Raw genomic sequence first — 26,426 nt, 5'->3', positions numbered from 1 at the left:
AAATTGGGGTTTTTCTGTTTTTATCCCTTTAGAGTCTATGCTTCTTCAGTAGCAAATTCTGATGTGGGAATGCAACTACACATCAGGTTACGGTCTCCGTAAGCAGCATCAATTCTACCAACAGATGGCCAAAACTTGCGCTCTCTGACAAAAGGCAAAGGGTAAGCGGCTTTTTCTCTACTGTAAGGCAGTTCCCAGGTATCTGAGATGACAACAGCTGCTGTGTGGGGCGCATTTTTCAATACGTTAGATACTTTGTCTGCTTTTCCTTCTTCAACTTCTCTGATTTCTTGACGTATGGAGATCATTGCATCGCAAAACCTATCAAGTTCCTCTTTAGATTCTGATTCAGTAGGTTCTACCATAAGGGTTCCCGGTACAGGGAATGAAACGGTAGGTGCATGAAAGCCATAATCCATTAATCGTTTCGCTATGTCTTCTACCTCTACACTTGCTTCTTTAAACGCCCTGCAATCGAGGATCATTTCATGAGCTGCCCGCCCATTGGTGCCTGTATACAAGATAGGGTAATCCGACTCTAGACGAGATTTAATATAGTTGGTATTCAGGATGGCAATTCTCGTGGCTTTGGACAAACCTTCTTCACCCATCATGGCAATATAAGCATAAGGAATAGGCAATATACTTGCACTACCATAAGGAGCTGATGATATAGGGGTGATGGCTGCTACTCCTCCTGTTTTGACATAAGGATTTCCTGGTAAGAAAGGAACCAAATGCTTGGCGACACAAATAGGCCCCATGCCTGGTCCACCTCCGCCATGAGGGATGCAAAAGGTCTTGTGGAGGTTTAGGTGACAAACATCAGCGCCTATCATTCCAGGGCTTGTAAGTCCTACTTGAGCGTTCATATTGGCTCCGTCCATGTATACCTGACCACCATATTCGTGGACAAGTTCACAGATTTCTTGTATGGCTGCTTCAAAAACGCCATGCGTAGAAGGGTAAGTTACCATTAAGGCTGAAAGTTGGTCCTTATGGGCAGCTGCCTTTTCTTTAAAAGCGTCTACGTCTATATTCCCTTTTTCATCACAAGGGATAATTACCACCTTCATTCCCGCCATCACTGCTGATGCAGGGTTGGTTCCGTGGGCTGAAGAAGGGATTAATACTACGTTCCTAAAATCCTCTTCTCTACTTTGATGGTATGCTCGTATCACCATTAGCCCTGCATATTCGCCTTGTGCTCCAGAGTTGGGCTGTAGGGAAGTGTCGGCAAATCCAGTGATTTCGCTTAGCCAATTTCTGAGGTCTTGAAACATCTCATAATAACCCGCTGCCTGATTCTGAGGAGCAAATGGGTGCAACTGGCCAATTTCTGGCCAGGTAACTGGGATCATCTCTGTAGTTGCATTAAGCTTCATTGTACATGAGCCTAATGAAATCATGGAATGCACCAAGGAAAGGTCCTTGTTCTCCAGTCTTTTTAAATAACGGAGCATTTCATGCTCTGAATGGTATTTTTGGAATACCTCATGTTCAAGGTAAGTGGATTCTCGTTCTAGTGAAGAAGGTATGGTTGACTCAATTTGACTAGGGATTTCAGGAATCTCTGGTTGAAGTTTATTGGTGGATTTTGCAAATACTTCAAAGATGTCAACAACATCTTGCCTTGTTTTTGCCTGGTCAAAGCTCAGTAGAATATAGGATTCTTCATACCTGAAGTTAAGTTTTTTTGACAAAGCGAAAGCACGAATTTTTTCTTTCTGTACTTCGTCCACCTTGAAACGAATGGTGTCAAAATAGGCTTCATTTATTTGCTCAAAGCCAAGCTTATTAAGCCATTCCGCTGTCATTACAGCCAAACCATGGGTGCGTGAAGCAATGGCTTTTAGTCCTTTTGGACCATGGTAGACTGCGTACATACCAGCCATCACGGCTAATAAAACCTGAGCAGTACAGATATTGGAGGTGGCCCTTTCCCTTTTTATATGTTGTTCTCTGGTCTGCAAAGCCATTCGGTAAGCATTACGCCCTGAATTATCTACTGAAACGCCTATTATCCTGCCTGGAATTTGTCTTTTGAAAGATTCCTTGGTAGCAAAAAATGCTGCATGAGGTCCGCCAAATCCCATAGGAACACCAAAACGCTGGGTGCTTCCTATCACCACATCTGCTCCCATTTCTCCTGGAGGCTTAAGTAAGGTGAGACTTAAAAGGTCTGTACTGAATGCCGTGGAAACTTCATTTTCAATAGCTGAAGCTACTAGTGTGCTGTAGTCGATAACCTCGCCATCGGAATTTGGATACTGTATTAGTATGCCAAATAGATCTGGATCGGTAAGGTCAAGGTCAGACAATGACCCGATTTTTAGAGAGATTCCTATAGGAGCCGCTCGGGTCTTTAACACTTCTTTTGTCTGTTCAAAAACTTTTTCATCTATAAAAAAGGTACTGGCTTTCTTTTTGCTTCTTCCTTTGCTTGCACTTAGCATGGCCATGGCTTCTGCTGCGGCAGTTCCTTCGTCCAGTAGTGAGGCATTGGCCAATTTCATTCCAGTAAGTTCACTGACCATGGTCTGGAAATTAATCAAGGCTTCTAGTCGTCCCTGAGCTATTTCGGCTTGATAAGGCGTATATGCCGTGTACCACCCTGGGTTTTCTAATATGTTTCGCTGGATGACAGCTGGTACCAAAGTGTCATAATAACCCAAGCCTATATAAGATTTGAAAATTTGGTTTTACTTACTGTGGCCTTAAAAGTTTTAAGGAATGAATTTTCCGATTGTGGAGGGGGTAATTGTAGAGGCTGCTTTAACCGGATGTTTTTTGGGATAGTCTCATCTATTAGGGTTTCCAGGGAGTCAACTCCTATGGTTTTAAGCATATCCTGAAGATCATTTTCAGAGGGTGAGATATGTCTATTTCTGAATTTTTCGGATGAAGAGAGATTGATTTTCATAAAAAGATAAAATATGATTAATTTTGGCCAGACCAATATACCTTGTAACGATTCGCAAAGGTAAAAATATTAGCTGATTTAGGTGTTGAATTGATGCTTAAATATCTTCTTATTAACCTTTTGAATTTTTTGGGCCTAGCAGATAATGCTAATTAGTAATCACTTAAATATATAAAATGAAAAATAAATTAACTTTTGTTGCGGTATTACTTATTGTCTCGATCTCCTGTCCAACTTTTGGGCAAGAAGACCTCTCTTTAAAATATGCTTCAACCATACAAGGCGCTGATTTGAAAAAGCACTTGACTTATTTAGCTTCGGATGAGTTGAAGGGAAGAGATACAGGTTCAGAGGGACAAAAAACAGCGGCTGAGTACCTGGTTAATTTTTATAAAGAAAAAACTTAAAAGGTCCTGTTGATGGAAGCTACCTGCAACCTTTCCAATTATCGAGTGTTAGTTGGAAAGAAATATCCCTTAAGGTGGGCAAGAATAAATTAACCTTGAATGAGGATTTTGTTTTTGTTGGAGATGCTGATATGAAGAAAAAAGGAAGTCGGAATTGGTGTTTTTAGGCCTGGCGACTGAGGAAAACCTTTCAAAGGTAGCTATTGAAGGAAAATTAGTAGGCTTATGGGCCATTGGTGAAAGCTTAGGTGAAGCAGTAGCTAAAGTAATGGAAGCAGGTGCTGCCGGAGCCATCATCGTAACCATGGAAGGACAAGCAAACTTTGACAGAATAGCTAATAGATATAAAAGCATGTCTGGTAAAGGGAGAATGGGTTTTGATAAACCAACTGAGCAAAAACCAGTGTTTATGGTTAGTTCGATTAAAATGGGAGAAATCTTCGATACAGCAGTGGAAGAGTTAAAAGAAGCAGCTAAAAATGATCCTTCAGTTATTCCGGTTCAGAAAGTAGTCTATCAGGTGGTAAAACAGAAAGACATAGTAAGTACTGAAAATGTGATGGCCTTCCTGGAAGGTACGGATAAAAAGGAAGAGGTATTGGTGATATCCTCTCACTATGACCATGTAGGTGTGAGTAGCACTGGTGAAATAAACAATGGTGCAGATGATGATGGATCCGGTACAGTGTCCGTGATGGAGATAGCAGAAGCTTTTTCACAAGCAGCAAGTGATGGTTATAAGCCCAGAAGAAGCGTCCTGTTTTTAAACGTTACTGGTGAGGAGAAAGGCTTACTTGGGTCTGAGTATTATTCAGAAAACCCAATTTTCCCTCTTGAAAACACCGTTAACAATATCAATATTGATATGGTAGGTAGGATTGATTATGAGTACGAAGATGCTGATAACCAGGATTATATTTATGTGATTGGTTCTGAAATGTTGTCTTCTCAACTCAAGATTGTCAATGAATACAACAATATCACCTATACCAATCTGATTTTGGATTATAGGTATGATGCTGAGGATGACCCTAACAGGTTTTACTACCGTTCTGATCATTATAATTTCGCTAAACACAATATTCCAGTAATTTTCTTTTTCAACGGGGTGCATGATGATTATCATCAGCCAACAGATACCGTAGATAAGATTGAATTTGACTTGATGGAAAAGAGGGCCAAATTGATATTTCATACTGCTTGGGATTTGGCCAATAGAGAGCATAGAACGCCTGTGGATCGCGTCAATAACCGTAATGAAAGGTAATTTGAAATCAATTAATGCTATTTGAAAAAGGGTTGGGCTAAAGTTCCAGCCCTTTTTTTATGGTAGAATCACTTTCGAGCTTTGTCTATTCCATAGGATTCGATTTATCTATACTGGGTTTTCCTGATGCAGTGTTCCTCAGCTCATTTGATTGTCCATTGATGGTAAGGGTTGAAATTCAAGTAAAAAATGCTTCTTTATAAAGGTGATCATTAATCAATTGCTGCTGTTGAAAGGTTTTCCGGATAATTTTTCAATGAAATCAAAAGATTGAGTATATTGATTAAAAATTAATTTAACCTTACAGTAGCCATAGCCATGAAAAAATTATTGATTAGTCTTTTCATTTTATTTCTGATAGGCCGAGTTGATGCTCAGCAAGTTCCTGATAAATCTGTTCAAATAAAGACGGCAGTCTTGGCTGCTCCGGAAGATTTCAGGAAAGATGCCAAAGTTTATGGTTATGATGCCAGTGGGGAATGGACAGTTTTGAGGGAAGGAAGTAATGAAATGATATGTATTGCTGACGATCCTAAGGCAGATGGATTCAGTGTTTCTTGTTACCACGAAGACCTTGAGCCTTTTATGGAACGAGGCAGAGTGCTTAAAAAAGAAGGTAAAAATTTTAAGCAGGTATTTGATACACGTGAAGAGGAAGCCAAAAGTGGTGGTTTGAAAATGCCGGATGCTCCGGCAGCCCTTTATGTTTTGACTGCAGATAAAGCTGACTATGATGCCTCCAAAGGGAAGGTTGACAATACCTATCTTCGATATGTGGTCTATATCCCTTGGGCTACTGAAGAAAGTACAGGTTTGGCTTTGAAACCTGATGTGCCGGGAATGCCATGGATAATGGATCCAGGTACTCATCGTGCCCATATCATGATCAGCCCTCCAAAAAAATAAGCAATCCTAAGTATTTAAGAATTCCGTCTCTCTCCACTGAAACATGGTGGAGTTATTTCTCGGGACAATGAATAATTATTGAAGAATAGAGGCCTTTTAGATTATTAGCATAGGTAAAAGGCCTTTCCAATCCTCTTGTATTAATAATGGAAGCTACATTTAAAACCTGGAAGACCAGTAGGGGGATTTACCTCAATTTTCTTGAAAATTATACCCTTGAGCAGTTAAATAAAATACCTCAGGGGTTTAACAATAATCTTATTTGGAATATTGGGCATGTCATTGTGGCCCAGCAAGGACTCGTTTATAAAGGCGCAGGCTTGCAAGGACATGTGTCTGATGAGATGTTCGGAAAGTATGGGATTGGGACCAATCCCAATGAGCCGGTAACAGCTGCGGAACAGGAGGAATTGAAATCATTATTAATGGGATTAATAGAACAAACAGAGTCTGATTATCAGACTGGTAAATTTATTTCTTTCCACGAAAAAACCACCAAAACGGGCTTTCATCTAAGCTCTGTTGAGGATGCCATTGTTTTTAATAATTTCCATGAAGGCCTTCACATGGGCTATATGATGAGTATTCGTAAATTCGTCTAAGCCCTATAGGCTTTTGCGAGTCGGGTTTGAAAATACAGATCACATGCCGACTAAGGCGAGGGCTTTAATGATTGCAGCTTTATTTTTTATCAATGCAGCCTCATTGTCCATTTCATCGAGTGCCTGATTAAAGGGCTCAGTTCTGACAGGTCCATTATATCCAATGGCTACCAGGCCTTCCAAAAATGATTTGAGGTCAATCACACCTGTTGCTAATGGTAATTCACGCTTACCATCCATTTGGGTTTCTCTGGTAAAACCTCTTCGGGCATCATTAATGTCTACTACCACAATGTCTTCGGGCTTTAGCTGGAGGATGTCTGCTTTGCTGTCATTGGCAGTGTACCAATGAAATGAGTCCAATACAAAACCTACATTGCTTTGGCCGGTTGCATTAATCAGTTCCTGACCTCCTTTCATAGTGGCTATAAATGGATATCGGTTTTGGGTGAGTAATGGTCTCGTTCCCAGGTATTCCAGTCCGAGGCGAATACCGTGATCTTCCATTACCTTGGCACATTCTCCTAGTCGAAAAGCATGTTGTTTCATGTTTTCATTATAGGGGAGGTCTTTATGGGAAGAGATGATCCATGTGTTGATTCGCGTGGCGCCTTGTTTTTCCATGGCCTTACAAAATCCCTCTAACATTTTAAAATCCTCCAGAAACTTACGTTTGTCATTTCTGAATTCAACAGGGATATTGGTGGAGCCATAACCAATGTTATGGGCTTTCATTTTTCCTGTTAATGCTGCTAATTGTTGTTCGGAGTAATGTTGCATTACTTCTTCCACGAAAGGGCTAATGGTTTCATATCCATAAATAATGGCATAATCCAGCGTTTGCTGCAGATTTGCTTTGACTCCTATGATCCCTGGGTTAAGGGCTATTTTAAACTTTCGTTCTTGCTTTATGCTAAAGGATAAATCAGTAGCCTCAAATAAGCCAGTGCTCAATAGTGCAAGGGAGGTTTTGGATAAAAACTTTCTTCTTTTCATGGCAAAAGGAATAAGTTAGTTTCGATTCTTATGACAAAATAGTAAAAAATAGCCAATGGTTAATTGGGTAAACAATAAAATTAAAGGCCGTTTTTAAGAACTCATAGGATAATTAGGCCTGAAAAAAAGGGATAACAAGGAATAATTCTTTACTTTCCCTACCCAAACATAAACCATAAGAACAATGAAAATTATACGTATTCTTTTGCCTTTATTTTTCATGACACTTTCAGGCCTGATAGCTCAGGAAAGTAGGGTGTTTGATGCCTTGACCATGGACAGTAAGATTCTAAACATGGAAAGAAAGTTTGCTGTTTATTTACCGCCCGGTTATGAGTATTCACAGCGGTCCTACCCAGTGCTTTATTTGCTACATGGGGCAGGGGATGATCAAACAGGATGGGTTCAGTTTGGGGAAGTACAGCGCATCGCGGATGAGGCATTTGCAGATGGTTCAGCCACTCCAATGATCATCGTGATGCCTGATGCCAATACGGGTAAAAGAGGATATTTTAATGATTTAACCAATGATTGGCGGTATGAAGATTTCTTTTTCGAAGAATTAATGCCATATGTGGAGTCTCAATATCGCATCAAAAGCGTGAAAAAATACAGGGCCATATCAGGCTTGTCCATGGGAGGTGGAGGTAGCTATTTCTATGCCATGCATAGACCCGATCTGTTTTCTTCCGCCTGTCCTCTAAGCGCTTCTTTAAGAAATTCCAGTTTTGAAGATTTCCAGGAAAGAATGGCGAAAGGTAAGGTGGAGGTTAAGGACAAGGCTGCGCTTCAGACTTATTTTGACAAACACCAGGCCTTAAGACAACTTGAGTTAAATGACCCAGAGGATATAAAATCGGTTAAATGGTTTTTCGATTGTGGGGATGATGATTTTCTTTATGAAGGAAATAGCCTGGTGCATATTGCCATGAGAAAAATGGAAATACCTCATGAATTCAGAATTCGTGACGGGGCTCACAATTGGACCTATTGGAGAAATTCCCTTCCAGTAGTTCTTGAGTTTGTCTCACAAACATTCCATCAATAGCTAAGTGTAACCTTGGTTAGTGAAGACTTAGAACAATGATGCTAAGCATAAAAACAAATAGGGAGAATAACCCCTATTGTTTTTATGCTTACTTTTTTTCTTCATTTGGTTTCTGTTCCTTTTGGCCTTGCTGTTTTTATTCCCTCGCTTTTCTTCTTTTTCTTTAAAAGCATTTGGCGGGCCTTTCTTTTCATGAAAAGCGCCTTTAAAATCAGGGTCGTGGCCTCTTTTTTGTTTGTCTATTTCCCTTTCGTATGCCTGTTTTTCTTCAAAAGGAGTTTCATGTAAGGTGATGTCACCCGGAATTGGCTGCTCATTCACAATCATTCTTATGATTGTCTCGATTTTTTCGAAGTGAAATGCTTCAGCAGGGTTTATAAAGGTTGCTGCTTTGCCTTCATTTTCTGCCCTTCCTGTTCGACCGATTCGGTGAACATAATCTTCGTAAATCAATGGTACGTCAAAATTAATAACATGACTTACCATACTTACATCAAGTCCTCTTGCTGCGACATCGGTAGCGACAAGTATTTTTACCTCCCCTTTTTTGAAGTCATCCATGCTGTTGATCCTCGTATTCTGCCCCTTATTGGCGTGAATTACCCGGATGCTTCCTGAATGGTGTTTCTGGAGATATTTGTAGACAGTGTCTGCATTGATACGGGATTTGGTGAAGATGATGCCTCTTTCAAAATCCTCCTCCATCACAAGTTTTTCCAACAGGCTTAACTTGGTTTTGATATTGGGAACAAAATATTTTATCTGTGAGATTGTTTCCGCAGTTGTTGCTTGAGGAGCTACCTCTACTCTTTCAGGGAATTCGAGGAAATCATAAGAGAGATTTTCTACTCGTTGGCTAAAAGTAGCCGAGAAAAGTAGGTTTTGTCTTTTAACAGGTATGACTTCCAGGATGGCTTTGATTTGTGGAAGAAAGCCCATGTCCAGCATTTTATCTGCTTCGTCTAAAACCATCGTCTTGATGTCTCTGGTATATATTTCACCCTTTTGATAAAGGTCACTAAACCTTCCTGGGGTGGCAATAATAATGTCGACACCTTCTTGAAGTTTTTCTATCTGTGGCTTAGGGCCAAGACCTCCATAGAGGCATACGTACCTAAGGTCAGTGTATTTACCAAACTCCTTAATGGCTTCTTCAATCTGCATGACCAACTCCCTGGTGGGAGCCATGATCAATGCCCTGGGATGATGCCCTTGCGCATACTTTACTTTAAAAAGTAGGGGCAAAACATAAGCGGCAGTTTTACCGGTACCTGTTTGCGCAATTCCCAAAATATCATGACCAGCCAGTGCCAATGGTATTGCTTTTTCCTGGATCGGAGAAGGTTTTTCATAACCCATTTCCTTCACAGCATTTAAAAGTTGGTTATTGAGCTTAAAATTATCAAAAGATGGTAGCTGATCGGACATGATTTTATAAATTTAGGAAAATATTAAGAGGTGTTTCGACCCATGCACCTACCCATTAAAAACAAATGCTATGAAAAGAATACTAATCCGTAATGCAAATATAGTAAATGAAGGTAAGATTATACGAGGAGATGTGTATATAAAGGAGGGCTTGATCTTTTCAGTGGGTGGTGATTTGTCAGGTTACGAAGCGGACATAGACATAAATGCCAACGGGAAATACTTGTTGCCAGGTCTAATTGATGATCAGGTTCATTTTAGAGAACCTGGATTAACCCATAAAGCGGAGATCTATACTGAAAGTAAAACGGCTGTTTCAGGTGGTGTAACCAGTTTTATGGAAATGCCCAACACTATACCTCAAAGTACAACCCATGAGCTACTGGAAGAAAAGTATGCTATAGCCGCTCAAAAATCTCTGGCGAATTACTCTTTTTATTTAGGGGCTACAAATGACAATATTGAGACCATAAAAAGCGTGGATGTTAACAATGTCTGCGGGGTGAAGGTTTTTCAAGGTTCCTCTACAGGCAATATGTTGGTAGACAATCCCCAGAGTCTGGAAGCGATATTTAGAGACTGTCCTATTTTGATCGCTACGCACAGTGAGAATGACAATATCATCAAGGAAAACTTAGAGCGGTACAAGAAGGAGTATGGGGAAAATGTTCCTGTTAAACTTCATCCAAAGATCCGTACGGAAGAAGCCTGTTACGACGCTTCGAAAATTGTTGTGGATATGGCACGTATGTATGGCACCAAGTTGCATGTGTTGCATATCAGTACAGGGAAAGAGGTTGGTTTGTTTGACAATAACCTTCCGCTTTCAGAAAAAAGAATTACCGCTGAAGCTTGTATCCACCACCTGTGGTTTTCTGAAGAAGACTATGCGACTAAAGGTAATTTCATCAAATGGAACCCGGCGATTAAAACAGCGGAGGATAGAGAAATCATATTAAAAGGAGTCTTGGAAGGGAATATAGATGTGATTGCCACAGATCATGCCCCACATACGATAGAAGAGAAAGAGCAATCCTATCTCAAAGCACCTTCGGGAGGGCCACTTTTGCAACATGGTTTGGTTGCTTTACTGGAGATGTATCATGATGGCAAGATTAGTTTAGAGAAAATTGTGGAGAAGACGAGCCATAACGTAGCCATATTGTTCGAAATTGAGAAACGTGGTTATTTAAGGGCAGGTTATTTTGCCGATTTAGTTTTGGTAGATTTGGACGATCCGTGGGAGGTCAAGAGGGAAAATGTGATTTCTAAATGTGGTTGGTCACCTTTTGAAGGACAAAAATTCAGGTCTAAAATTACACATACCATTGTGTCTGGACATTTAGCTTACGAAAATGGTGCCTTCAATGAAGAAAAAAGGGTGAAAGGCTTAAATTTTCAAGAAAATTGTAGCTAGGTATTGCGTGACTGAAAAAAGCATATTACCTTTGCATTCCCATCTGATAAAAGAATCAGAAAAGGATTAAAAATGGTGATTGTAGCTCAGCTGGTTAGAGCGCTGGTTTGTGGATCCAGAGGTCGCCGGTTCGAAACCGGTCTTTCACCCAAACCCTCCCTATTTATAGGGAGGGTTGTTTTTTTTATAACTGCTTTTGTCATTTAATTATCCAAAACCTTAAACGCTTAAGGTGAATTTATATCAAGGAGATGCTCATCATCTCTTTTACTTGTTGAATGGTTGAAATGCAGTGAGTTAGGGTGTTTTCAAGAAATTTTTGACTGGCTATGCCCATTGTTGGTGCTATCTTCAATAAGTGGCATGTTATTTGATAAGCGTCCGTTGTAGAATTCATTTAATTTAGTAGATCATGTTTAAGTTACTTCAGCCTTCAAAAAAAGCCCCAAAATAAGATACATTAACCTCAATCAGGTTCATATGTATATGATAAAGTTTGAGGAATCAATCAGGAATTTTGAGAAAATTCAAAAGGAAAGCGCTTGATAGGTATATAAAATATTTAATTTCGAAGGAACTCTTGTTGAGTTCCTTTTTTTTTGCCCAGAATTCGAGGGTACCTCTATCATTTTACTTATTTGCTGTAGTTTTTATATTAAATATTTTTCTTTACGAAGTATTAAAGTATTTTTATAAAAACCTCAAACTTTTGTTTAAATGAGCTATATACACTTCGATAAGACTCAACTCATCAACCTTAATTACTCTTTGGATAAGGAGATTATAAGATCCAACCCCTTGGGTTGCTACACGAGTACAACGATTATCGGCTGCAATACCAGGAAATATCACGGCCTCTTGGTTGCCCCACAACCTCAAATAGACGGACAGTTGCATGTGTTACTATCCAATGTGCACGAAACGATTGTTCAAAAAGATGCTGTCTTTAATTTGGGCATCAATAAATACCCAGGTAACTATTCCCCAAGAGGACACAAATACCTTGAGGATTTTGATTCCGAGCCAATCCCTAAGCTTACTTATAGGGTTGGAGGAGTGATTTTAGAAAAGGAGATTATTCTAGACTCAACGGAGGATCGGGTCATGATTAGGTATACTTTGGTGGATGCAGTTGTACCAACAAAATTAAGAATTAACCCATTTCTTGCTTTTAGAGGGTATCATGGACTTTCCAAAGCGAATACCTATGTAAATAAAAAACTAAAAAATCAAAAATGGCGTACAGGTCAAGCTCTATGATGCCTATGATCCATTATCCCTTCAGATTTCAAAAGCCAATGACTTCGTTCCAGTACCAGATTGGTTTTATAATATAGAATACATTAGAGAAATTGAGCGTGGATATGATTATCAGGAAGATTTATATGTTCCTGGATATTTTGAGTTTGAGATGGAGAAAGGAGAGAGTATTGTTTTTTCTGCAGGACTGAAAGTAGCTGAAACAGATGACCTCCATGACAAATTTAACGAAGAAATTGGTCGACGGATACCTAGAGATAATTTCGAGAATTGCTTAAAAAATTCGGCTGGCCAGTTTATTAGCAGACGAGATGGTGAAACACGCGTAATAGCAGGATACCCTTGGTTTGGTTGGTGGGGAAGAGATACCTTTATCGCATTGCCCGGTATTACTTTGACTATGGGGGATAACAAAACATTCCTGGATGTCATGGACTCCATGTCCAAAGATTTGCAGGGAGCGATGTTTCCAAATGTAGGCAGTGGAGTATTGACCAATATGAATTCAATAGATGCTCCCTTATGGTATTTTTGGACATTGCAGCAGTATATTATTTTTACGGGAGACAAAGAAACCATCAAATCCAAATACATAGAAAAATGTAAGGGGATTATCGATGGTTTTAAAAAGGGAACGGTATTTAAAATTCATGTAAAGGAAAATGGTCTGATTAGTGGTGGAGTAGAAGGAGTTGGATTGACCTGGATGGATGCTGTTACAAAAGATGGACCTGTTACCCCTAGAATAGGTTCTCCAGTGGAAATCAATGCTTTGTGGTACAATGCTTTGTGTTTTTACCATGAATTGACTGGAGATGAGGAAGTTCTCGAACTGTCAGAAAAAGTAGCTTTATCGTTTGTGGAGGGATTTTGGTCTGAAAAGAAAGGCTATCTGGCCGATGTAATAGACGATGAAGGAAAAGACTGGTCCATAAGGCCAAATATGGTTTTTGCTACATCATTGCCTTATAGCCCATTGACCAATGAGCAAAAAGACAAGGTTTTAGAGATGGTTAAGGCAAATTTATTTACCAATCGTGGTCTTAGAACCTTGGCACCTAGTGATCCAAGATACAAGGGCTACTATAAAGGTGATCAAAATGAAAGAGACAATGCCTATCATCAAGGTACTGCCTGGCCATGGTTATTGGGGCATTTTGCTGAAGGGTATTTGAAATTACATGGCAAGCAGGGTAAAAAACTGGTGGAAAACATGATCAGTAGCTTTGATGAGGTAATGACACAATACGGGATAGGGACTATTGCTGAGATTTATGAAGGAGATCCTCCTCATAGACCAAAAGGTGCCATATCGCAGGCATGGAGTGTAGGCGAATTGTTAAGGATGAAATATTTAATCAACAACTTGTAAAGAACCATCTATGAAAGTATTAATGTTTGGTTGGGAATTTCCTCCTCATATTTCCGGTGGCTTAGGTACTGCCTGCTACGGATTAGTAAAGGGAATGGAACACCACAAACAAGACCTGATTTTTGTTGTTCCAAAGTTGTGGGGAGATGAAGATCCATTGGCGGAGTTTGTAAATGCGAGTGAAATTGAAATAGATTACCGCGAACGCCGCTTTCGGGACATCTGGAAAAGCCTTACCTATCTTGAAGTGAGCTCCTTTTTGGTGCCTTACTTAAGCCCTGAGGAATATCATAACCATACCGAACGTTTGTTAAAAGATCAAGATGAACTCGAATCTGGTGTGCTTGCCAATAAATTTAATTTTAGTGGGAAATATGGTAAGGACCTCATTCTGGAAGTGTCCCGTTATGCCTTGGTCGCTGCACAGATCGCCAAGGATAAGAAATTCGACCTCATTCACGCCCATGATTGGCTTTCTTTTCCTGCAGGTATAGCTGCCAAGAAGATAAGTGGAAAACCAATGATAGCTCATGTTCATGCAACAGAGTTTGACCGCTCAGGCCAAACGGTAAACCAAAGGGTATATGATATTGAGAAGGCGGGAATGGAAGCAGCCGATAAAGTTATTGCTGTAAGCCAACTTACAAAAAATACTATTGTTACTAAATATGGTATACCGGAAGACAAGGTTACCGTGGTGCACAATGCCGTTTTGGATGCCAGTATTATTAAGTCAAATGTTGTAAAGCAAGTGCCTGAAAAAATTGTCACTTTTTTAGGCAGAATAACCTTCCAGAAAGGGCCGGAATATTTTGTGGAGGCCGCAGCAAAAGTAATTGAGAAGGATGAAAATGTCAGGTTTGTGATGGCAGGTTCAGGTGATCTTCTGAATCGAATGATTCAGAGGGTTGCAGAGTTGAGGATAGGGACAAAATTTCATTTTACCGGATTCCTAAAAGGGGATGATGTAGACAAAATGTTTGCCTTGAGTGATGTATATGTTATGCCGTCTGTATCGGAACCCTTCGGGATATCTCCATTGGAAGCCGTGAGGCATGGTACACCAGTAATCATTTCCAAGCAGTCGGGAGTGGCAGAAGTGCTGCAAAATGCTGTGAAAGTTGATTTTTGGGACATTGATGCTATGGCGGATGCTATTTTTGCGCTTTTGCATTACAATGGAATTTCCAAAATGTTTCAAGAAATGGGAAGAGAAGAACTAAAAAAGCTCAAATGGGAGCACGTTGCCGAAAAGGTAATTGGGATATATAAGCAAACCGTTAACCAATAGAATATGAGAACCATTTGTTTTATTTTCAAGTACATCAACCTTTTAGATTAAAACCTTATCGCTTCTTTGAGATTGGGGATGATCATGATTATTGGGATGATTACTCGAACAGAAACATCATGAATAAGGTGGCAAAAAAGTGCTACCTGCCTATGAACCAACTTTTGTTGGAATTAATCAGGAAACATGATGGTAAGTTTAAGGTATGCTTTTCGCTGTCTGGTACTGTTCTCGACCAGATGGAGGCTTATGCGCCTGAAGTGCTACATAGCTTCCAGGAACTGGTAGCTACCGGGCATGTTGAATTGCTCAACGAAACCTATGGGCACTCCCTGTGTGCACTCAAGAGTGAAACTGAATTTAAAGACATGGTAAGCCTACACCAGGAGAAAATTCAGCACCACTTTAATGGTTACAAACCAAAGGTTTTTAGGAATACTGAGTTGATTTATTCAGATGATATCGGGGAAATGGTGGCCAAAATGGGTTTTGAAGGCATACTCTCTGAGGGAGCCAAGCATATTCTTGGCTGGAAAAGTCCCAATTTCGTTTATGTAAATGCTAAAGAACCAAAATTAAAAGTTCTGCTTAAAAACTTTAGGTTAAGTGATGACATCGCTTTTAGATTTGGAGAAAAAGCATGGAACGAATATCCGCTTACAACTGATAAGTTTATTGGTTGGCTGAACCAGGTGCCTCAAGAGGATGAAGTTATCAACCTGTTTATGGATTATGAAACCTTTGGAGAACACCAATGGAAAGAAACGGGGATTTTTGAATTCATGAGAAATCTTCCTGATGCCATACTCCATCAAACAAATTTTAATTTTTCTACACCTTCTGAAGTGATTGCGAATGCATCTCCTGTTGGCCAAATAAATGTTCCAACTCCTATTTCTTGGGCAGATGAAGAGCGTGACCTTACCGCTTGGCTAGGGAATGACCTTCAGGATGAGGCTTTCGACAGGCTTTTTGAGTTGGAAAAACAAGTCAAAAGCTTAGATGATCCGGAAATTAATAGAGATTGGCGTTACTTGCAGACAAGTGATCACTTCTATTATATGTGTACCAAGTTTTTCTCTGATGGAGACATTCACGCATACTTTAGCCCTTATGAAAGTCCCTACGAAGCATTTATAAATTATATGAATGTACTTAGTGATTTTATCCTGAGACTGAAAATAGCAGAAAAAGCCAAGGTATAACCTATTTTATGCCCTTGAATATTATTGCAAGCATCCCTGTATTTCAGGGATGCTTTTTGCTTTTATTAGAAACTGTACAATACCTGACTCCCTTTTTCAGGGTCCAATACAATATTGGCGAAAACCTCGATTTCTTGCTGCAATTCCTCAACATGACTAATAATGCCTACGATTCTGTTTTCATGACGAAGCGCTTTTAAAGTCTCAAAAACAATTCGGAGTGATTTCTTGTCCAATGCACCAAAGCCTTCATCAAGAAAGAAGAAACTCTGGTCTGCCTGATTGAGTGATTTAACTTTTTCGGCCAATGCCAACGCCAGACATAAGGATGCTTGGAAAGTTTGGCCACCAGACAAAGTCTTTAACAATCTCTTTTTGCCTTCATTCAAATAATCAATTACCCAAAAAGTATTGTTGGCATCTATTTCCAATCGTAGACTATTTTTGGTCAGTTGGGTAAACCGTTTATTTGCCGTGTTGCACAATTCTTTCAGGTAAATACTGCTTACATACTTGACAAACCCACTGCCCTTAAACAATTGCTCCAATTCTTTTAAATTTGTAGCCCTGTTTTCCATGGCATCAAGCACTTTCGTCAAGCCTTTCTTTGTCTCTAATTTCTCCTGAAGGTCTGAAATGTCCCGGTCCAGATTGATTTTCTTCTTTCTAACGCTTTCCAGTTCTGTTTTTTTGAAATCAGTTTCTTCCTTAAGCGAATCAAAATGGCTTTGGTCAAAGTTTGTAATGCCCTCCTCTGCTTCTAATGCGGCTAAATGAGACTTTACAATTGAACACTCTTTTTCATAGTCTCTAATCTCACGGTCAAATTTGTCTTCATCGAGGTTACTGTTAAAAAGTTTTTCCAACAGTTCTTGATCAGTTTGACCCAGCTTGATTTTTAATTCATTGAATTCTTTGGTTAATCCCTCCAATTTAAGCCCAGCCTCTTCCTTGTCTTTTTTGAAATTTTCCAGGTTAGCCAGGTTGGTCGCCGCATCGTTGCGTTTTTCCTTCAGCACTTTTTGTTTTCCATCCAGTAAATTGGCCGTATCCTCAATGTCTTTTAGAACAGTATTTATGGTTTTCCTGATGGTTTCGGTAGAAGATTGCATGTATCCACTGCTGAAATTTTTGTCACTTACTTCATCTTCCTTTGCTTTTAGCGTACTTTTTTGTGCTATTGTTTTCTGCTCTTCCACTCTCAGCTGCTGCTGCCCACTTTCAATTTGTAGTCGCAGCTGCTCCAGCTGTGTTCTGTATTGCCTGGCTGTATTTCGAATGGATTCTTCTTTTTCAATTTGATCAGTAAGGTTCTTACGTTTTAATTTTAAATCATCAAGAGTGTTTACACTTTCATCTACAAGGCTGTTTTTCAATGTTGAAAACTGAAAGTTCAAGGTTTTTAATTCTTGCTCTTTATCAGTGAATAGCTTTGTTTGATTGGTTCGTTGAATGTTTTGATCATACAGTTGACGGGAAAGTTGCTGGATTTTCTCCAATGTCTTGCGGGAATCATCAAGTTGCTTGTTAAATGCGGTAACTTGCTCTTCTGTTTCATCGGTGGAAAGAGGAATGGGGTGGTGTACGGAACCACAAAGGGGACAAGGCTCACCTTCTTTTAAATTTTTAACATGGGCTTGTAAGGCCTTGTTTTCGATCAACTGCTCTTTGGCTGTTGCTATTGCTTTGAGGTTGTTGTTTTCCCAATCAGCCCAGCTTTCCAGGTCATTAAATTTGTCTGGAGTAGTAACTGATATTTTTTCCTCCTTGGCTTTTATAGTCTCAATATCCGTTTTGATCTGGTCCAAAGCATGCTCTAGGGTACTTTTGTTTTCTGTAAAAGTATTCCAATCCTTGATGTCGCCAGTGAGTTTTGCCAGTTGAGTGCTTGTGGCCTGACTTCTACTGTTATCTAATTCCTGATCAAGTGAAGAAAGTTGTTTTTCCAGGGCCTTTTGCTTCTCCAGGTCTTCATTTAATCGAGGTTGGAGAGAGGCGACCTTATTCTGGGCTTCAATAAGTCTTTTTTCAATGACTTGAATCTCCAACACCATTTTTAAATCCCTGATTTTGGACTCTCGTTCTGGTCTTTTTTCTGCCTTTTCTCTTAGCTCACCTTCCTGAAGTTCTAGCTTGCGTATATCATCAGTATATGCCTCTTTAAACCTATTGCAATTGACAGCTCCTGTTGTTGCCTTTTCCAATTCTAGTTTCCAATCTTTTATCTGATTCCAGATAGGACGAAGGTGGCTATTCGCCTGGATGAAGGCTTTTAGTTCTTTCTTTTTGTCTTCAATTTCTGTTTCGCGGGTTTGAAGTTGTTCCCATTGTGATTTGAAATTCAGAAGTTGTGAATGCTTCTTTTTTAAAGCCTCAAGTGACTGCAACTTTAAGCTGGCTTTTTCCAGACTTTCTTCAGCATTTTTGACAGTGGCTAAGAGGTCTTTTCTTATTTGAGCCTTTTCTTTTAAAACTTCCTCAGAAGTATCCCCTAATCCCTCCAATTGGGTTTCAAGTCGAATCAGTTCGTTTTTACCGTTTTTAATAAACTCCCTGTTTTAGCGGACAGGTCAAATCGCTCCAAGCCAAACAGCTCCTTCATCATTTCAGCTCTCGGCCCAGGTGTCAGGTCTATAAATTCCCTGAATTTACCTTGTGGGATAATTACTGTTTGTTTGAAATGCTCCTTTTTCATGCCGATGATTGCTTCGGCATTTTGCTGAATAGGCGTGATTTCTCCTTCCTCCTTGATGTAAAAAGTGTGTTCAGCAGGTTTGATTTCATCAAAGTTTTTGGCATTCCTTTTTACCGAATACCTCGCTAAAAAATGCTGGCTATTGTTTTTTCCAGCCCTGAATTCAAAGCTGATCAATAAATGATTGCTCTGAAGGTTAACCATGCTGTTTTTTTCTCCCCTGTCGGAAAGCCTTTCTGTACTGCCATACAAGGCCAGGAGAATGGCCTCTAAAATCGAGGATTTACCACTGCCAACTGCTCCAAAAATACCAAACATACCGGCAGCGGTAAGTTTCTCAAAATCTATGGTTTGCTCTTCTTTGTAAGAGTATAATCCTCGTATTGTAAGCTTTAACGGAATCATATTTTATTGTCTTGGCTAAGGATTTCTTTAAAAACTGACATTAATTCCTCGTTAGGTAATTGTCCTTTTTCACTTTTATAATACATGTTAAACAAACTCGTCATGTCTTTTTCTAAATCTTCTACCTGTAACTGGTTATCTGTCTCCTCACCGAGGTTTTTGATTTGAGGGATAAGGTTGATGATCCCATCGTGCGCTTGTAGAATGCTTTTCCTGGTGGCCGCATCGATGGAGTTATCTGTTTCGTAGGTCAATTCCACGAAGCAATAAGGGTTTTCCTCCAGCCATTGCACGGCTGTCGTTAGTTCGCTGAATTTTTTACGTTCCAATTTCCGGCCTTGCTTCAGTGGGATAGGTCTATAACTTACTGGTTTTCCTGGCTCACCTTGGATAAGTACCACTTGTTTTTCTTGTCCTGCCTCGCTGAAAGAATAGGCTAGCGGAGAACTGGAATACACTACAGGGATTGGACTTTTACTTGTGGCATGGTAGCGATGCAAATGACCTAGAGCAGCGTATTGGATTTGGTGTGGGATATTGGAAGTGTACAAGGCCTGAGTGCCACCCACATGTAGAATGGGGCGCTCGCTTTCTGGTTCCTGTTCTGGTTTAGATCCTTCTTTAACGAAGAAAAAATGACCGACGAATAAGTTTAAACCTGAAGGGTCACAATATTGGTCAGCAAGAGCTGTCCATTTATCTTTTAATACGTTCCTCAATTCATTTTCTCTGTCGCCTTCACCAAGGTAGGTGCGTAAAGATACTTCGTTGGCATAGGGAGCCAATAGGATGCGCACAGGGAAATCCCATTGTGGTAATTTCAGCGAAACGAAGCCCTTGTCGGAAGCAACCACTTCAATTCCACTGTCAAGTTTCCCCGTTGGGATAATGGAATCGTACCTGCTGTAAAAGAATATTCCCATTTCTCTTGCCAATGGATCTGGCGCTTCTATAAACTGGGTGCTGTCATGGTTTCCTGATATGGCTACTATAGGCCTTTGCCCATTTTTGGACAGCTTTCGAAGGGTTCTGTAAAGTAATTCGATGGCTTCATGGCTGGGATTAAATCCATCAAAAATATCTCCAGCAATCAAAACCAAATCGACCGCTTCTGCATCTGCAATGGCTGTGATTTCCTCTAACACAAGTTTTTGCTCTTCCAGTCTTGAGGCTTCTTGAAGCCTTTTTCCCAAATGCCAGTCGGCAGTATGTAATATTTTGATTTGCATTATTATGAAAAGCTATAATGAAAATTGATAATTAAGGCCAAAATATCTAATTTTGTGCTGGTATCAGGTCAATAACAATAAATGTTTACTGGTTCCTTATCTACCAAGCTTTGGCGGGACCATTGCCCCTGATTCTCTAGTACTTCCACCACTTGTTGCGACCTTTGTTGAATAACCAGCGTTAAACATGGTTAAATTTACGTTAAAGACAGACGAGGACAAGGGCATTTCTTTATTTTTGAAGTGATTTCTGTAAAGGAATAAAGAATTGCGTTCAATTTATGTGTTTGTACAAGGGATACAAAAATTACTATTCTGAAATTATAAATAATGTCTGAAGACCCTCTAACAAACGTCTTATATTTCAACTGATTTCATCCTTTACCAGGTGTTTTTATTTAGTTTGGATTTCGATTTACTCTGTGGTTTTGAAGAGTATTTCCTCTGAATCCATTGAAAGTCAGTCGTTATGAACCAATTGGAATAATTATTGTAAGTAAACGTATTATGAAAAGAATTTTGGCTTTATGCCTATTGCTTACCTTGGGTTTTGGAAGTGCGACAATGGCGCAATCGCCTTTCTCCTCCCCAGATTCACTTTTGATTATTCAAGAGGGTGTGGCTAGTTTCTACGGAACGCGATTTCATAAACGCAAAACTGCCAATGGTGAAGTGTATGACATGTGGGAATACACAGCGGCACACAAGCACCTGCCTTTTGGGACATTGTTGAAAGTAACAAACCAACAAAATGGTTTAGAGGCAATCGTCCGTGTCAATGATCGTTTGCCCAAGAGCTCCCGGCGTATTATAGACCTTTCTAAAGGAGTGGCAGAACAATTAGAAATGGTAAACGATGGCATTGTCGAAGTCAAACTTTCCCTTTTAAGTGAACAAGCAGTAGAATGGGTGAGAGCCCAATACAAGAAAGTCCCGAAAGACATTCGCCTAAGAAGTTTTCAGCCTGTAATTGCCTTTCAAAGGGATGAGGAGGAATTGATGAAGCTCGAAAATAAGGCCTTCTGACTGAGTGCTTGCTCAAGTGGATTTAGGGGATTTTTCTATTTAATCCCTATAGGAATAATGCTTACTTATCACTTTAGAATTCAGGGTAAATAATGAAAAGCAGTGGGATTTAGCTGTAAATCCTGTTTTTATAGGATTCCTTATTGTCGAAATTACACTTTCACTATTCCTTTTCTTGGGGATAGCACGTTGATCTAAATTCCATTTTAAACAGTTTGGAATCAACAGTTTTACAATTGTTTTCTTAATTTTTTTTGGTCTCCCAAAGACAATTATTAAGCGCTTTTAATTTAATAGGGCCACCGTTTTATGTTATGGTCGTTACATTATATTGCTTACTTTTGATGACTTAAATTCCCCCTAAATAAATCAGTATTATGAGCAAAGTGAGAGCTAAAAAACATTTGGGTCAGCATTTTCTGAAAGACTTAAATATAGCAGAGAAGATAGCAGTGTCGCTTACTGGCCATATGGACAACAATGTTGTGTTGGAGATTGGGCCAGGGATGGGTGTGCTCACTGATTTCCTAATAGAAAAAAACTGGGATTTAAACCTTATTGAGATAGACAAAGAGTCGATAACCTACCTCAATAATAAATACGGCTCAGACAAGCTTAATATCATGGAAGGTGATTTCCTGAATTTTGATTTCAGGGAAAAGTTAACCGGTCCCCATGCAATCATAGGGAATTTTCCTTATAATATTTCCAGCCAGATTTTCTTTAAGGTGTTAGAGAAAAGGCATTTGGTAACTGAGGTAGTTGGGATGTTGCAAAAGGAAGTGGCGGAACGGATGACTTCAAAGAAAGGCAATAAAACTTATGGTATTTTAAGTGTATTGCTCCAAGCCTATTATGATGTGGAATATTTATTTACGGTACCACCAGAAGTTTTTGATCCCCCACCAAAAGTCAACAGTGGCGTGATTCGAATCAAGCGCAATGAGGTAGAGAAGTTGGATTGTGACGAGAAATTGTTCTTTAGACTTGTCAAGCAAGCCTTCAGTACTAGAAGAAAAACGCTTAGAAATGCACTAAAACCTATGGGGCTCTCTGAGGAATTCAAAGCAGATCCGGTTTTGGATTTGAGAGCTGAGCAGCTTGGGGTAGCAGAATTTGTTTTATTGACCCAAAAACTTGAAGAAGATTGGAAAGAATAAAAGCATTTGAGCTGTCCAGGGAATACCTGGAGGCACTAAAGGAGAACATTACTGGCGAGCACATAGCATCCATCCAGGAATCTATGCAGGATGCCAATAAAGCAGATGTAGCTGCCTTATTGGATGAGCTGGACATGATGGAGGCCCTTTTGTTTTAAGGGCCCTTGATCCGGATTTTTCTGCAGACATATTGATTGAGCTGGATGAGGACCCGCAGTACAAAGTGATCAAGGCGATGCCACCGGAGGAGTTGGCCACGCTTATAGATCACATGGATTCCGATGACGCGGTAGATGTGTTGAATCAATTGGTGGTAAATGACCGTGAAGCCGTTATTAGCCATCTTGCAGCCAAAGAAAAGTCGCTTCATATTATTGAGCTCCTTCGTTACGATGAAGACAGTGCTGGTGGATTGATGGCTAAAGAGATCATCAAAGCCAACCTGAACTGGACCGTGGTGCAAACGATCGATGAAATCAGGAGACAGGCTGAAAATGTAGAGAAGATCTTTAGCATTTATGTGGTAGACAATAAGGAGCAATTACTAGGTCGGGTAGCCTTGAAAAAGTTAATCCTTGCCTCTTCGGATACTAAAGTGGCCGACCTTTACGAAGACAGCCTTATATCTGTACCTACTTATATGGCTGGTGAAGAGGTAGCTGAAATTATGCGGAAGTATGACTTGGAGGCTGTCCCAGTAGTAAATGTTAAAAACAAACTTGTAGGAAGAATCACCGTGGATGATATCCTGGACTTGATAAGAGAACAGGCAGAGGAAGATATACAGGCAATGACAGGTATATCGGATGATGTAGAAGAATCCGATTCGGTATATAGACTTTCCAGGGCCAGGTTGCCTTGGCTTTTAATAGGTATGGTAGGGGGGCTTTTGGGAGCTGGATTTATAGGTTTCTTTGAAGAGGGCCTAAATGCCGTAACGGCGTTGGCTTTTTTTATTCCGCTGATTACAGCAACAGGGGGAAACGTAGGCATTCAGTCTTCTACATTGGTCGTACAGAGTTTGGCAAATAGGTCCGTATTTGCAGATAGTTTGACCAAGCGGTTGCTTAAAGTGCTTTTAGTTGCTGTTTTAAATGGGCTGGTACTTTCTTTGTTTGTGATGGCCACTGTGGTATTTCTGTATGACAAGGAAGTCAAGTTTGGTTTGGTTGTAAGTATTGCCTTATTTAGTGTGGTTTTGCTGGCTTCCTTTATGGGAACATTGACACCTATTGTTTTAGATAAATTGGGGATCAATCCTGCGATGGCTTCAGGACCCTTTATCACTACCGCCAATGATTTGTTGGGTTTAGGTGTGTATTTTATGGTAGCCACTTTGTTATTGAATCTTTAATTAGCGCATGAAAATATTAATCATTGACGAGATGCATGAAAGCATCGTCCCGTTGTTGGAAGAAAAGGGTTACGAAGCACATTATAGGCCCGATATAGATAGAGAGGGCATCCTTCAAATATTATCCGACTATGGAGGGCTTGTTATTCGTTCTAAAACGCCCATTGACAGGGCTTTATTGGTAAAAGGAATAAGTTTAAAGTTTGTGGCCCGAGCAGGTGCAGGCTTAGATAATATTGATTTGGAATACCTGGAACAAAATGACATTGCACTTTATGCTGCCCCAGAAGGTAATAGAGATGCGGTTGGGGAACATGCTGTGGGAATGCTTTTGGCACTTTTTAATCATTATGTACAGTCCGATAGTCAAGTAAGGCGTGGTATTTGGGACAGAGAGGGAAATAGAGGAGAAGAGTTATGTGGTAAAACCGTAGGTGTTTTTGGTTTTGGGAACATGGGAGCTGCTTTTGCAAAGCGGCTTCAGGGTTTTGGCGTTAAAGTACTGGCTTATGACAAATACAAGAAGGGTTTTGGCAATGAATTTGTTGAGGAATGTAGCTTTGAGACCATTCAGGAAAAAGCAGATGTTTTAAGTATTCATGTGCCACTGACGGAAGAAACAAAAGGGTTCTTCACCACCGAAATTATCAACGGGTTTAACAAACCCTTTTACCTGATCAATACAGCTCGTGGAGAAGTCATTAGTTTTGAAACCCTGAATGAGGGACTCCAGAATGGGAAATTAAAAGGGGCTGCTTTGGATGTGCTGGAGAAAGAAAAACTCCAGAAGCTAACTGTTGCTGAGAAAAAGTCGTTTGAACAACTAACGGGCTTTAAACAGGTGCTGTTTTCACCCCATGTAGCAGGGTGGACCAAAGAGTCTTACTACAAAATAAATGAAGTGCTAGTGGCCAAAATAGCAGGCCAATGGCATGGTTAATGGCTTAATAAAAGATAGTTAAATTGTAAAATATGAATTCTTATTTTATCTTTGCCAGTACAAAATAAAGGAAGCATAAAATAACGGTCCCAATGTTGAGGCCGTTATTTTATTTATATAAGAGGTTAACAATTAATTGATATGGGAAGCATACAATATTATACAGAAGAAGGGTTACGGAAGCTCAAAGAAGAGCTTCAGTTCCTGAAAACCAAAGGCAGAACAGACATTGCTAAGCAAATTGCTGAAGCAAGAGATAAAGGTGATCTAAGTGAGAATGCTGAATATGATGCAGCCAAAGATGCACAAGGGCATTTGGAATTGAAGATTGCCAAACTTGAGAATGTCGTTGGTAATGCCAGGGTATTGGATAACTCCAAAATGGACAACTCTAAAGTAGGAATTCTTTGCACAGTGAAGATAAAAAATGTAAAAAACGGGATGACCGTCTCCTACATGCTTGTTTCTGAAGAAGAGGCAGACTTGAAAGCCAATAAAATTTCTTCGGCATCTCCTTTTGGAAAAGGCCTTTTAGGTAAGAAAGTTGGTGAAATTGCTCAAATTCAAGCCCCTGCAGGTTTGGTTGAATTTGAAGTGTTAGAAATTAGCTTATAATTTTTTAATCCCGGTTGCGATGCATCGGGATTTTTTTGTGATTATTAATTAACTTCCCTACTTATGCCTTCTATTTTCACAAAGATAATCAACAGAGAAATCCCCGCTCATATTGTTGCTGAGGATGAGCAACATATTGCTTTTTTAGATATTATGCCATTGGTAAAAGGCCACGTATTGGTGGTGCCAAAGGAAGAAGTGGATTATATCTATGACCTGAAGGATGAATTGTACTCTAGTCTTCATCTTTTCGCTAAGAAAGTAGCCAAAGCCCAGGAGTCAGTCATCAAATGTACCCGAATAGGCGTGGCCGTAATTGGTTTGGAGGTTCCTCATGTACATATCCATTTGGTGCCACTTAGGAGTATGGATGATATCAATTTTAGTCGACCGAAACTTAAGTTGGCAAAAGAAGAAATGGAAGAAATTGCCTCAAAAATTAAACTAGCTTTCGATCAAGGGAATTAAAACCTTTCCCTATCCCGGCGGCTCCGCTCAGGGTTCGGTTATCTTAACACCAACCCCTTTGGATTCACTTATTGTACTGACTCAATTTTAAATTAGTAATGCTATAAGCTAATTTGAATACTCAAAATCCGCTTTATAATAAAGGGTGAGAAATGGGGTGGTGAAATGTAAATCTAAAGTTGTATTTAAATAATAATCGGTAAACTTTATTTAGGACAAGTATTCATCACAGATAAATCCCGAATTGCTCAAAATATTTCGCCCCTGCAGGGCTTAGGTTGCAATATTGATTTTCCACACAGGGCTTCACCCTGTGCTATTATATTTGTCCCTTTCAGGGCCGGGTTTGTTTTGAAGGAGTTGCTGTTTAACCTTATTGAATTTTTAGTTGGTAATGCGCATATAATTCTGG

Annotated in this window: 15 protein-coding genes, 1 tRNA gene and 5 pseudogenes; 15 read left to right on the top strand and 6 right to left on the bottom strand. The window is 39.8% G+C overall.

Features of this window, described 5'->3' with window-relative positions; translation table 11 throughout:
* Nucleotides 1-35: 35 nt before the first annotated feature.
* Nucleotides 36-2,923: pseudogene (gcvP, locus tag ADICYQ_RS01345) on the bottom strand (aminomethyl-transferring glycine dehydrogenase).
* Nucleotides 2,924-3,099: 176 nt separating this feature from the next.
* On the opposite strand from gcvP, the pseudogene ADICYQ_RS01340 reads away from it, so the two are divergent.
* The 3 genes and pseudogenes from ADICYQ_RS01340 to ADICYQ_RS01330 all read left to right on the top strand — a co-directional run bounded on the left by ADICYQ_RS01340 (nt 3,100) and on the right by ADICYQ_RS01330 (nt 6,105).
* Nucleotides 3,100-4,597 (top strand): annotated as a pseudogene (locus tag ADICYQ_RS01340) (M28 family metallopeptidase).
* A 318-nt stretch (nt 4,598-4,915) separates the two neighbouring features.
* Nucleotides 4,916-5,503, top strand: coding sequence for a hypothetical protein (locus ADICYQ_RS01335; RefSeq protein WP_040413828.1), 588 nt, complete (start codon nt 4,916-4,918; stop codon nt 5,501-5,503).
* 146 nt (nt 5,504-5,649) lie between these two features.
* Entirely contained in the window at nt 5,650-6,105 is a 456-nt protein-coding gene (locus tag ADICYQ_RS01330; RefSeq protein WP_020893318.1) for a DinB family protein, read from the top strand.
* A gap of 39 nt (nt 6,106-6,144) precedes the next feature.
* On the opposite strand, the gene ADICYQ_RS01325 is transcribed toward ADICYQ_RS01330, so the two are convergent.
* Nucleotides 6,145-7,101, bottom strand: coding sequence for a sugar phosphate isomerase/epimerase family protein (locus ADICYQ_RS01325; protein WP_020893317.1), 957 nt, complete (start codon nt 7,099-7,101; stop codon nt 6,145-6,147).
* A 184-nt stretch (nt 7,102-7,285) separates the two neighbouring features.
* Between ADICYQ_RS01325 and ADICYQ_RS01320 the strand changes: the two genes are divergently transcribed.
* The gene (locus ADICYQ_RS01320; protein ID WP_040413826.1) at nt 7,286-8,149 is read left to right on the top strand and encodes an alpha/beta hydrolase; all 864 of its coding nucleotides are present in this window, start codon (nt 7,286-7,288) and stop codon (nt 8,147-8,149) included.
* 27 nt (nt 8,150-8,176) lie between these two features.
* On the opposite strand, the gene ADICYQ_RS01315 is transcribed toward ADICYQ_RS01320, so the two are convergent.
* The gene (locus ADICYQ_RS01315; RefSeq protein ID WP_020893314.1) at nt 8,177-9,577 is read right to left on the bottom strand and encodes a DEAD/DEAH box helicase; all 1,401 of its coding nucleotides are present in this window, start codon (nt 9,575-9,577) and stop codon (nt 8,177-8,179) included.
* Between the two features lie 70 nt (nt 9,578-9,647).
* Between ADICYQ_RS01315 and ADICYQ_RS01310 the strand changes: the two are divergent.
* The 5 genes and pseudogenes from ADICYQ_RS01310 (at nt 9,648) to ADICYQ_RS01285 (ending at nt 16,122) form a co-directional block, all read left to right on the top strand.
* Nucleotides 9,648-10,990, top strand: a pseudogene (locus ADICYQ_RS01310) (dihydroorotase).
* A 78-nt stretch (nt 10,991-11,068) separates the two neighbouring features.
* A tRNA-His gene (locus tag ADICYQ_RS01305) sits at nt 11,069-11,144 on the top strand.
* 567 nt (nt 11,145-11,711) lie between these two features.
* A pseudogene (locus tag ADICYQ_RS01295) lies at nt 11,712-13,626 on the top strand (amylo-alpha-1,6-glucosidase).
* 10 nt (nt 13,627-13,636) lie between these two features.
* Entirely contained in the window at nt 13,637-14,917 is a 1,281-nt protein-coding gene (locus ADICYQ_RS01290; RefSeq protein WP_020893309.1) for a glycosyltransferase family 4 protein, read from the top strand.
* Nucleotides 14,918-14,931: 14 nt separating this feature from the next.
* Nucleotides 14,932-16,122 (top strand): glycoside hydrolase family 57 protein, encoded by a 1,191-nt coding sequence (locus ADICYQ_RS01285; RefSeq protein ID WP_020893308.1) that lies wholly within the window; start codon nt 14,932-14,934, stop codon nt 16,120-16,122.
* 65 nt (nt 16,123-16,187) lie between these two features.
* Here ADICYQ_RS01285 and ADICYQ_RS01280 read toward each other — a convergent pair whose 3' ends face one another.
* From ADICYQ_RS01280 to ADICYQ_RS01275, 3 genes are read right to left on the bottom strand one after another with little or no spacing between them, the layout of a single operon-like run.
* Nucleotides 16,188-18,626, bottom strand: a complete 2,439-nt coding sequence (locus ADICYQ_RS01280) for an SbcC/MukB-like Walker B domain-containing protein (protein WP_020893307.1) — start codon at nt 18,624-18,626, stop codon at nt 16,188-16,190.
* A 17-nt stretch (nt 18,627-18,643) separates the two neighbouring features.
* Complete coding sequence (locus tag ADICYQ_RS28020) at nt 18,644-19,222, bottom strand: AAA family ATPase (RefSeq protein ID WP_020893306.1); 579 nt, start codon at nt 19,220-19,222, stop codon at nt 18,644-18,646.
* A complete protein-coding gene (locus ADICYQ_RS01275; RefSeq protein WP_020893305.1) occupies nt 19,219-20,451 on the bottom strand; it encodes a metallophosphoesterase family protein in 1,233 nt (410 codons plus the stop codon). The genes ADICYQ_RS28020 and ADICYQ_RS01275 overlap by 4 nt, the downstream gene beginning before the upstream one ends.
* 507 nt (nt 20,452-20,958) lie before the next feature.
* Between ADICYQ_RS01275 and ADICYQ_RS01270 the strand changes: the two genes are divergently transcribed.
* From ADICYQ_RS01270 to ADICYQ_RS01245, 6 genes and pseudogenes are all read left to right on the top strand, one after another.
* On the top strand, nt 20,959-21,477 hold the full coding sequence (locus tag ADICYQ_RS01270) for a septal ring lytic transglycosylase RlpA family protein (protein ID WP_020893304.1): 519 nt from the start codon (nt 20,959-20,961) through the stop codon (nt 21,475-21,477).
* A gap of 377 nt (nt 21,478-21,854) precedes the next feature.
* Nucleotides 21,855-22,637 (top strand): 16S rRNA (adenine(1518)-N(6)/adenine(1519)-N(6))-dimethyltransferase RsmA, encoded by a 783-nt coding sequence (gene rsmA, locus ADICYQ_RS01265; protein WP_020893303.1) that lies wholly within the window; start codon nt 21,855-21,857, stop codon nt 22,635-22,637.
* A pseudogene (gene mgtE, locus ADICYQ_RS01260) lies at nt 22,625-23,991 on the top strand (magnesium transporter). Before rsmA ends, mgtE begins: the two are co-directional and overlap by 13 nt.
* Nucleotides 23,992-23,998: 7 nt before the next feature.
* Nucleotides 23,999-24,931, top strand: coding sequence for an NAD(P)-dependent oxidoreductase (locus ADICYQ_RS01255; RefSeq protein ID WP_040413819.1), 933 nt, complete (start codon nt 23,999-24,001; stop codon nt 24,929-24,931).
* Between the two features lie 141 nt (nt 24,932-25,072).
* On the top strand, nt 25,073-25,546 hold the full coding sequence (gene greA / locus ADICYQ_RS01250; RefSeq protein ID WP_020893299.1) for a transcription elongation factor GreA: 474 nt from the start codon (nt 25,073-25,075) through the stop codon (nt 25,544-25,546).
* A gap of 63 nt (nt 25,547-25,609) precedes the next feature.
* Complete coding sequence (locus ADICYQ_RS01245) at nt 25,610-26,014, top strand: HIT family protein (protein WP_020893298.1); 405 nt, start codon at nt 25,610-25,612, stop codon at nt 26,012-26,014.
* Nucleotides 26,015-26,426: the final 412 nt, after the last annotated feature.

It is taken from the genome of Cyclobacterium qasimii M12-11B (assembly GCF_000427295.1).
Classification (GTDB): Bacteria; Bacteroidota; Bacteroidia; order Cytophagales; family Cyclobacteriaceae; genus Cyclobacterium; species Cyclobacterium qasimii.
Note: the sequence above shows the minus strand (reverse complement) of the source record. Positions and strands in the feature narration are given on the sequence as shown.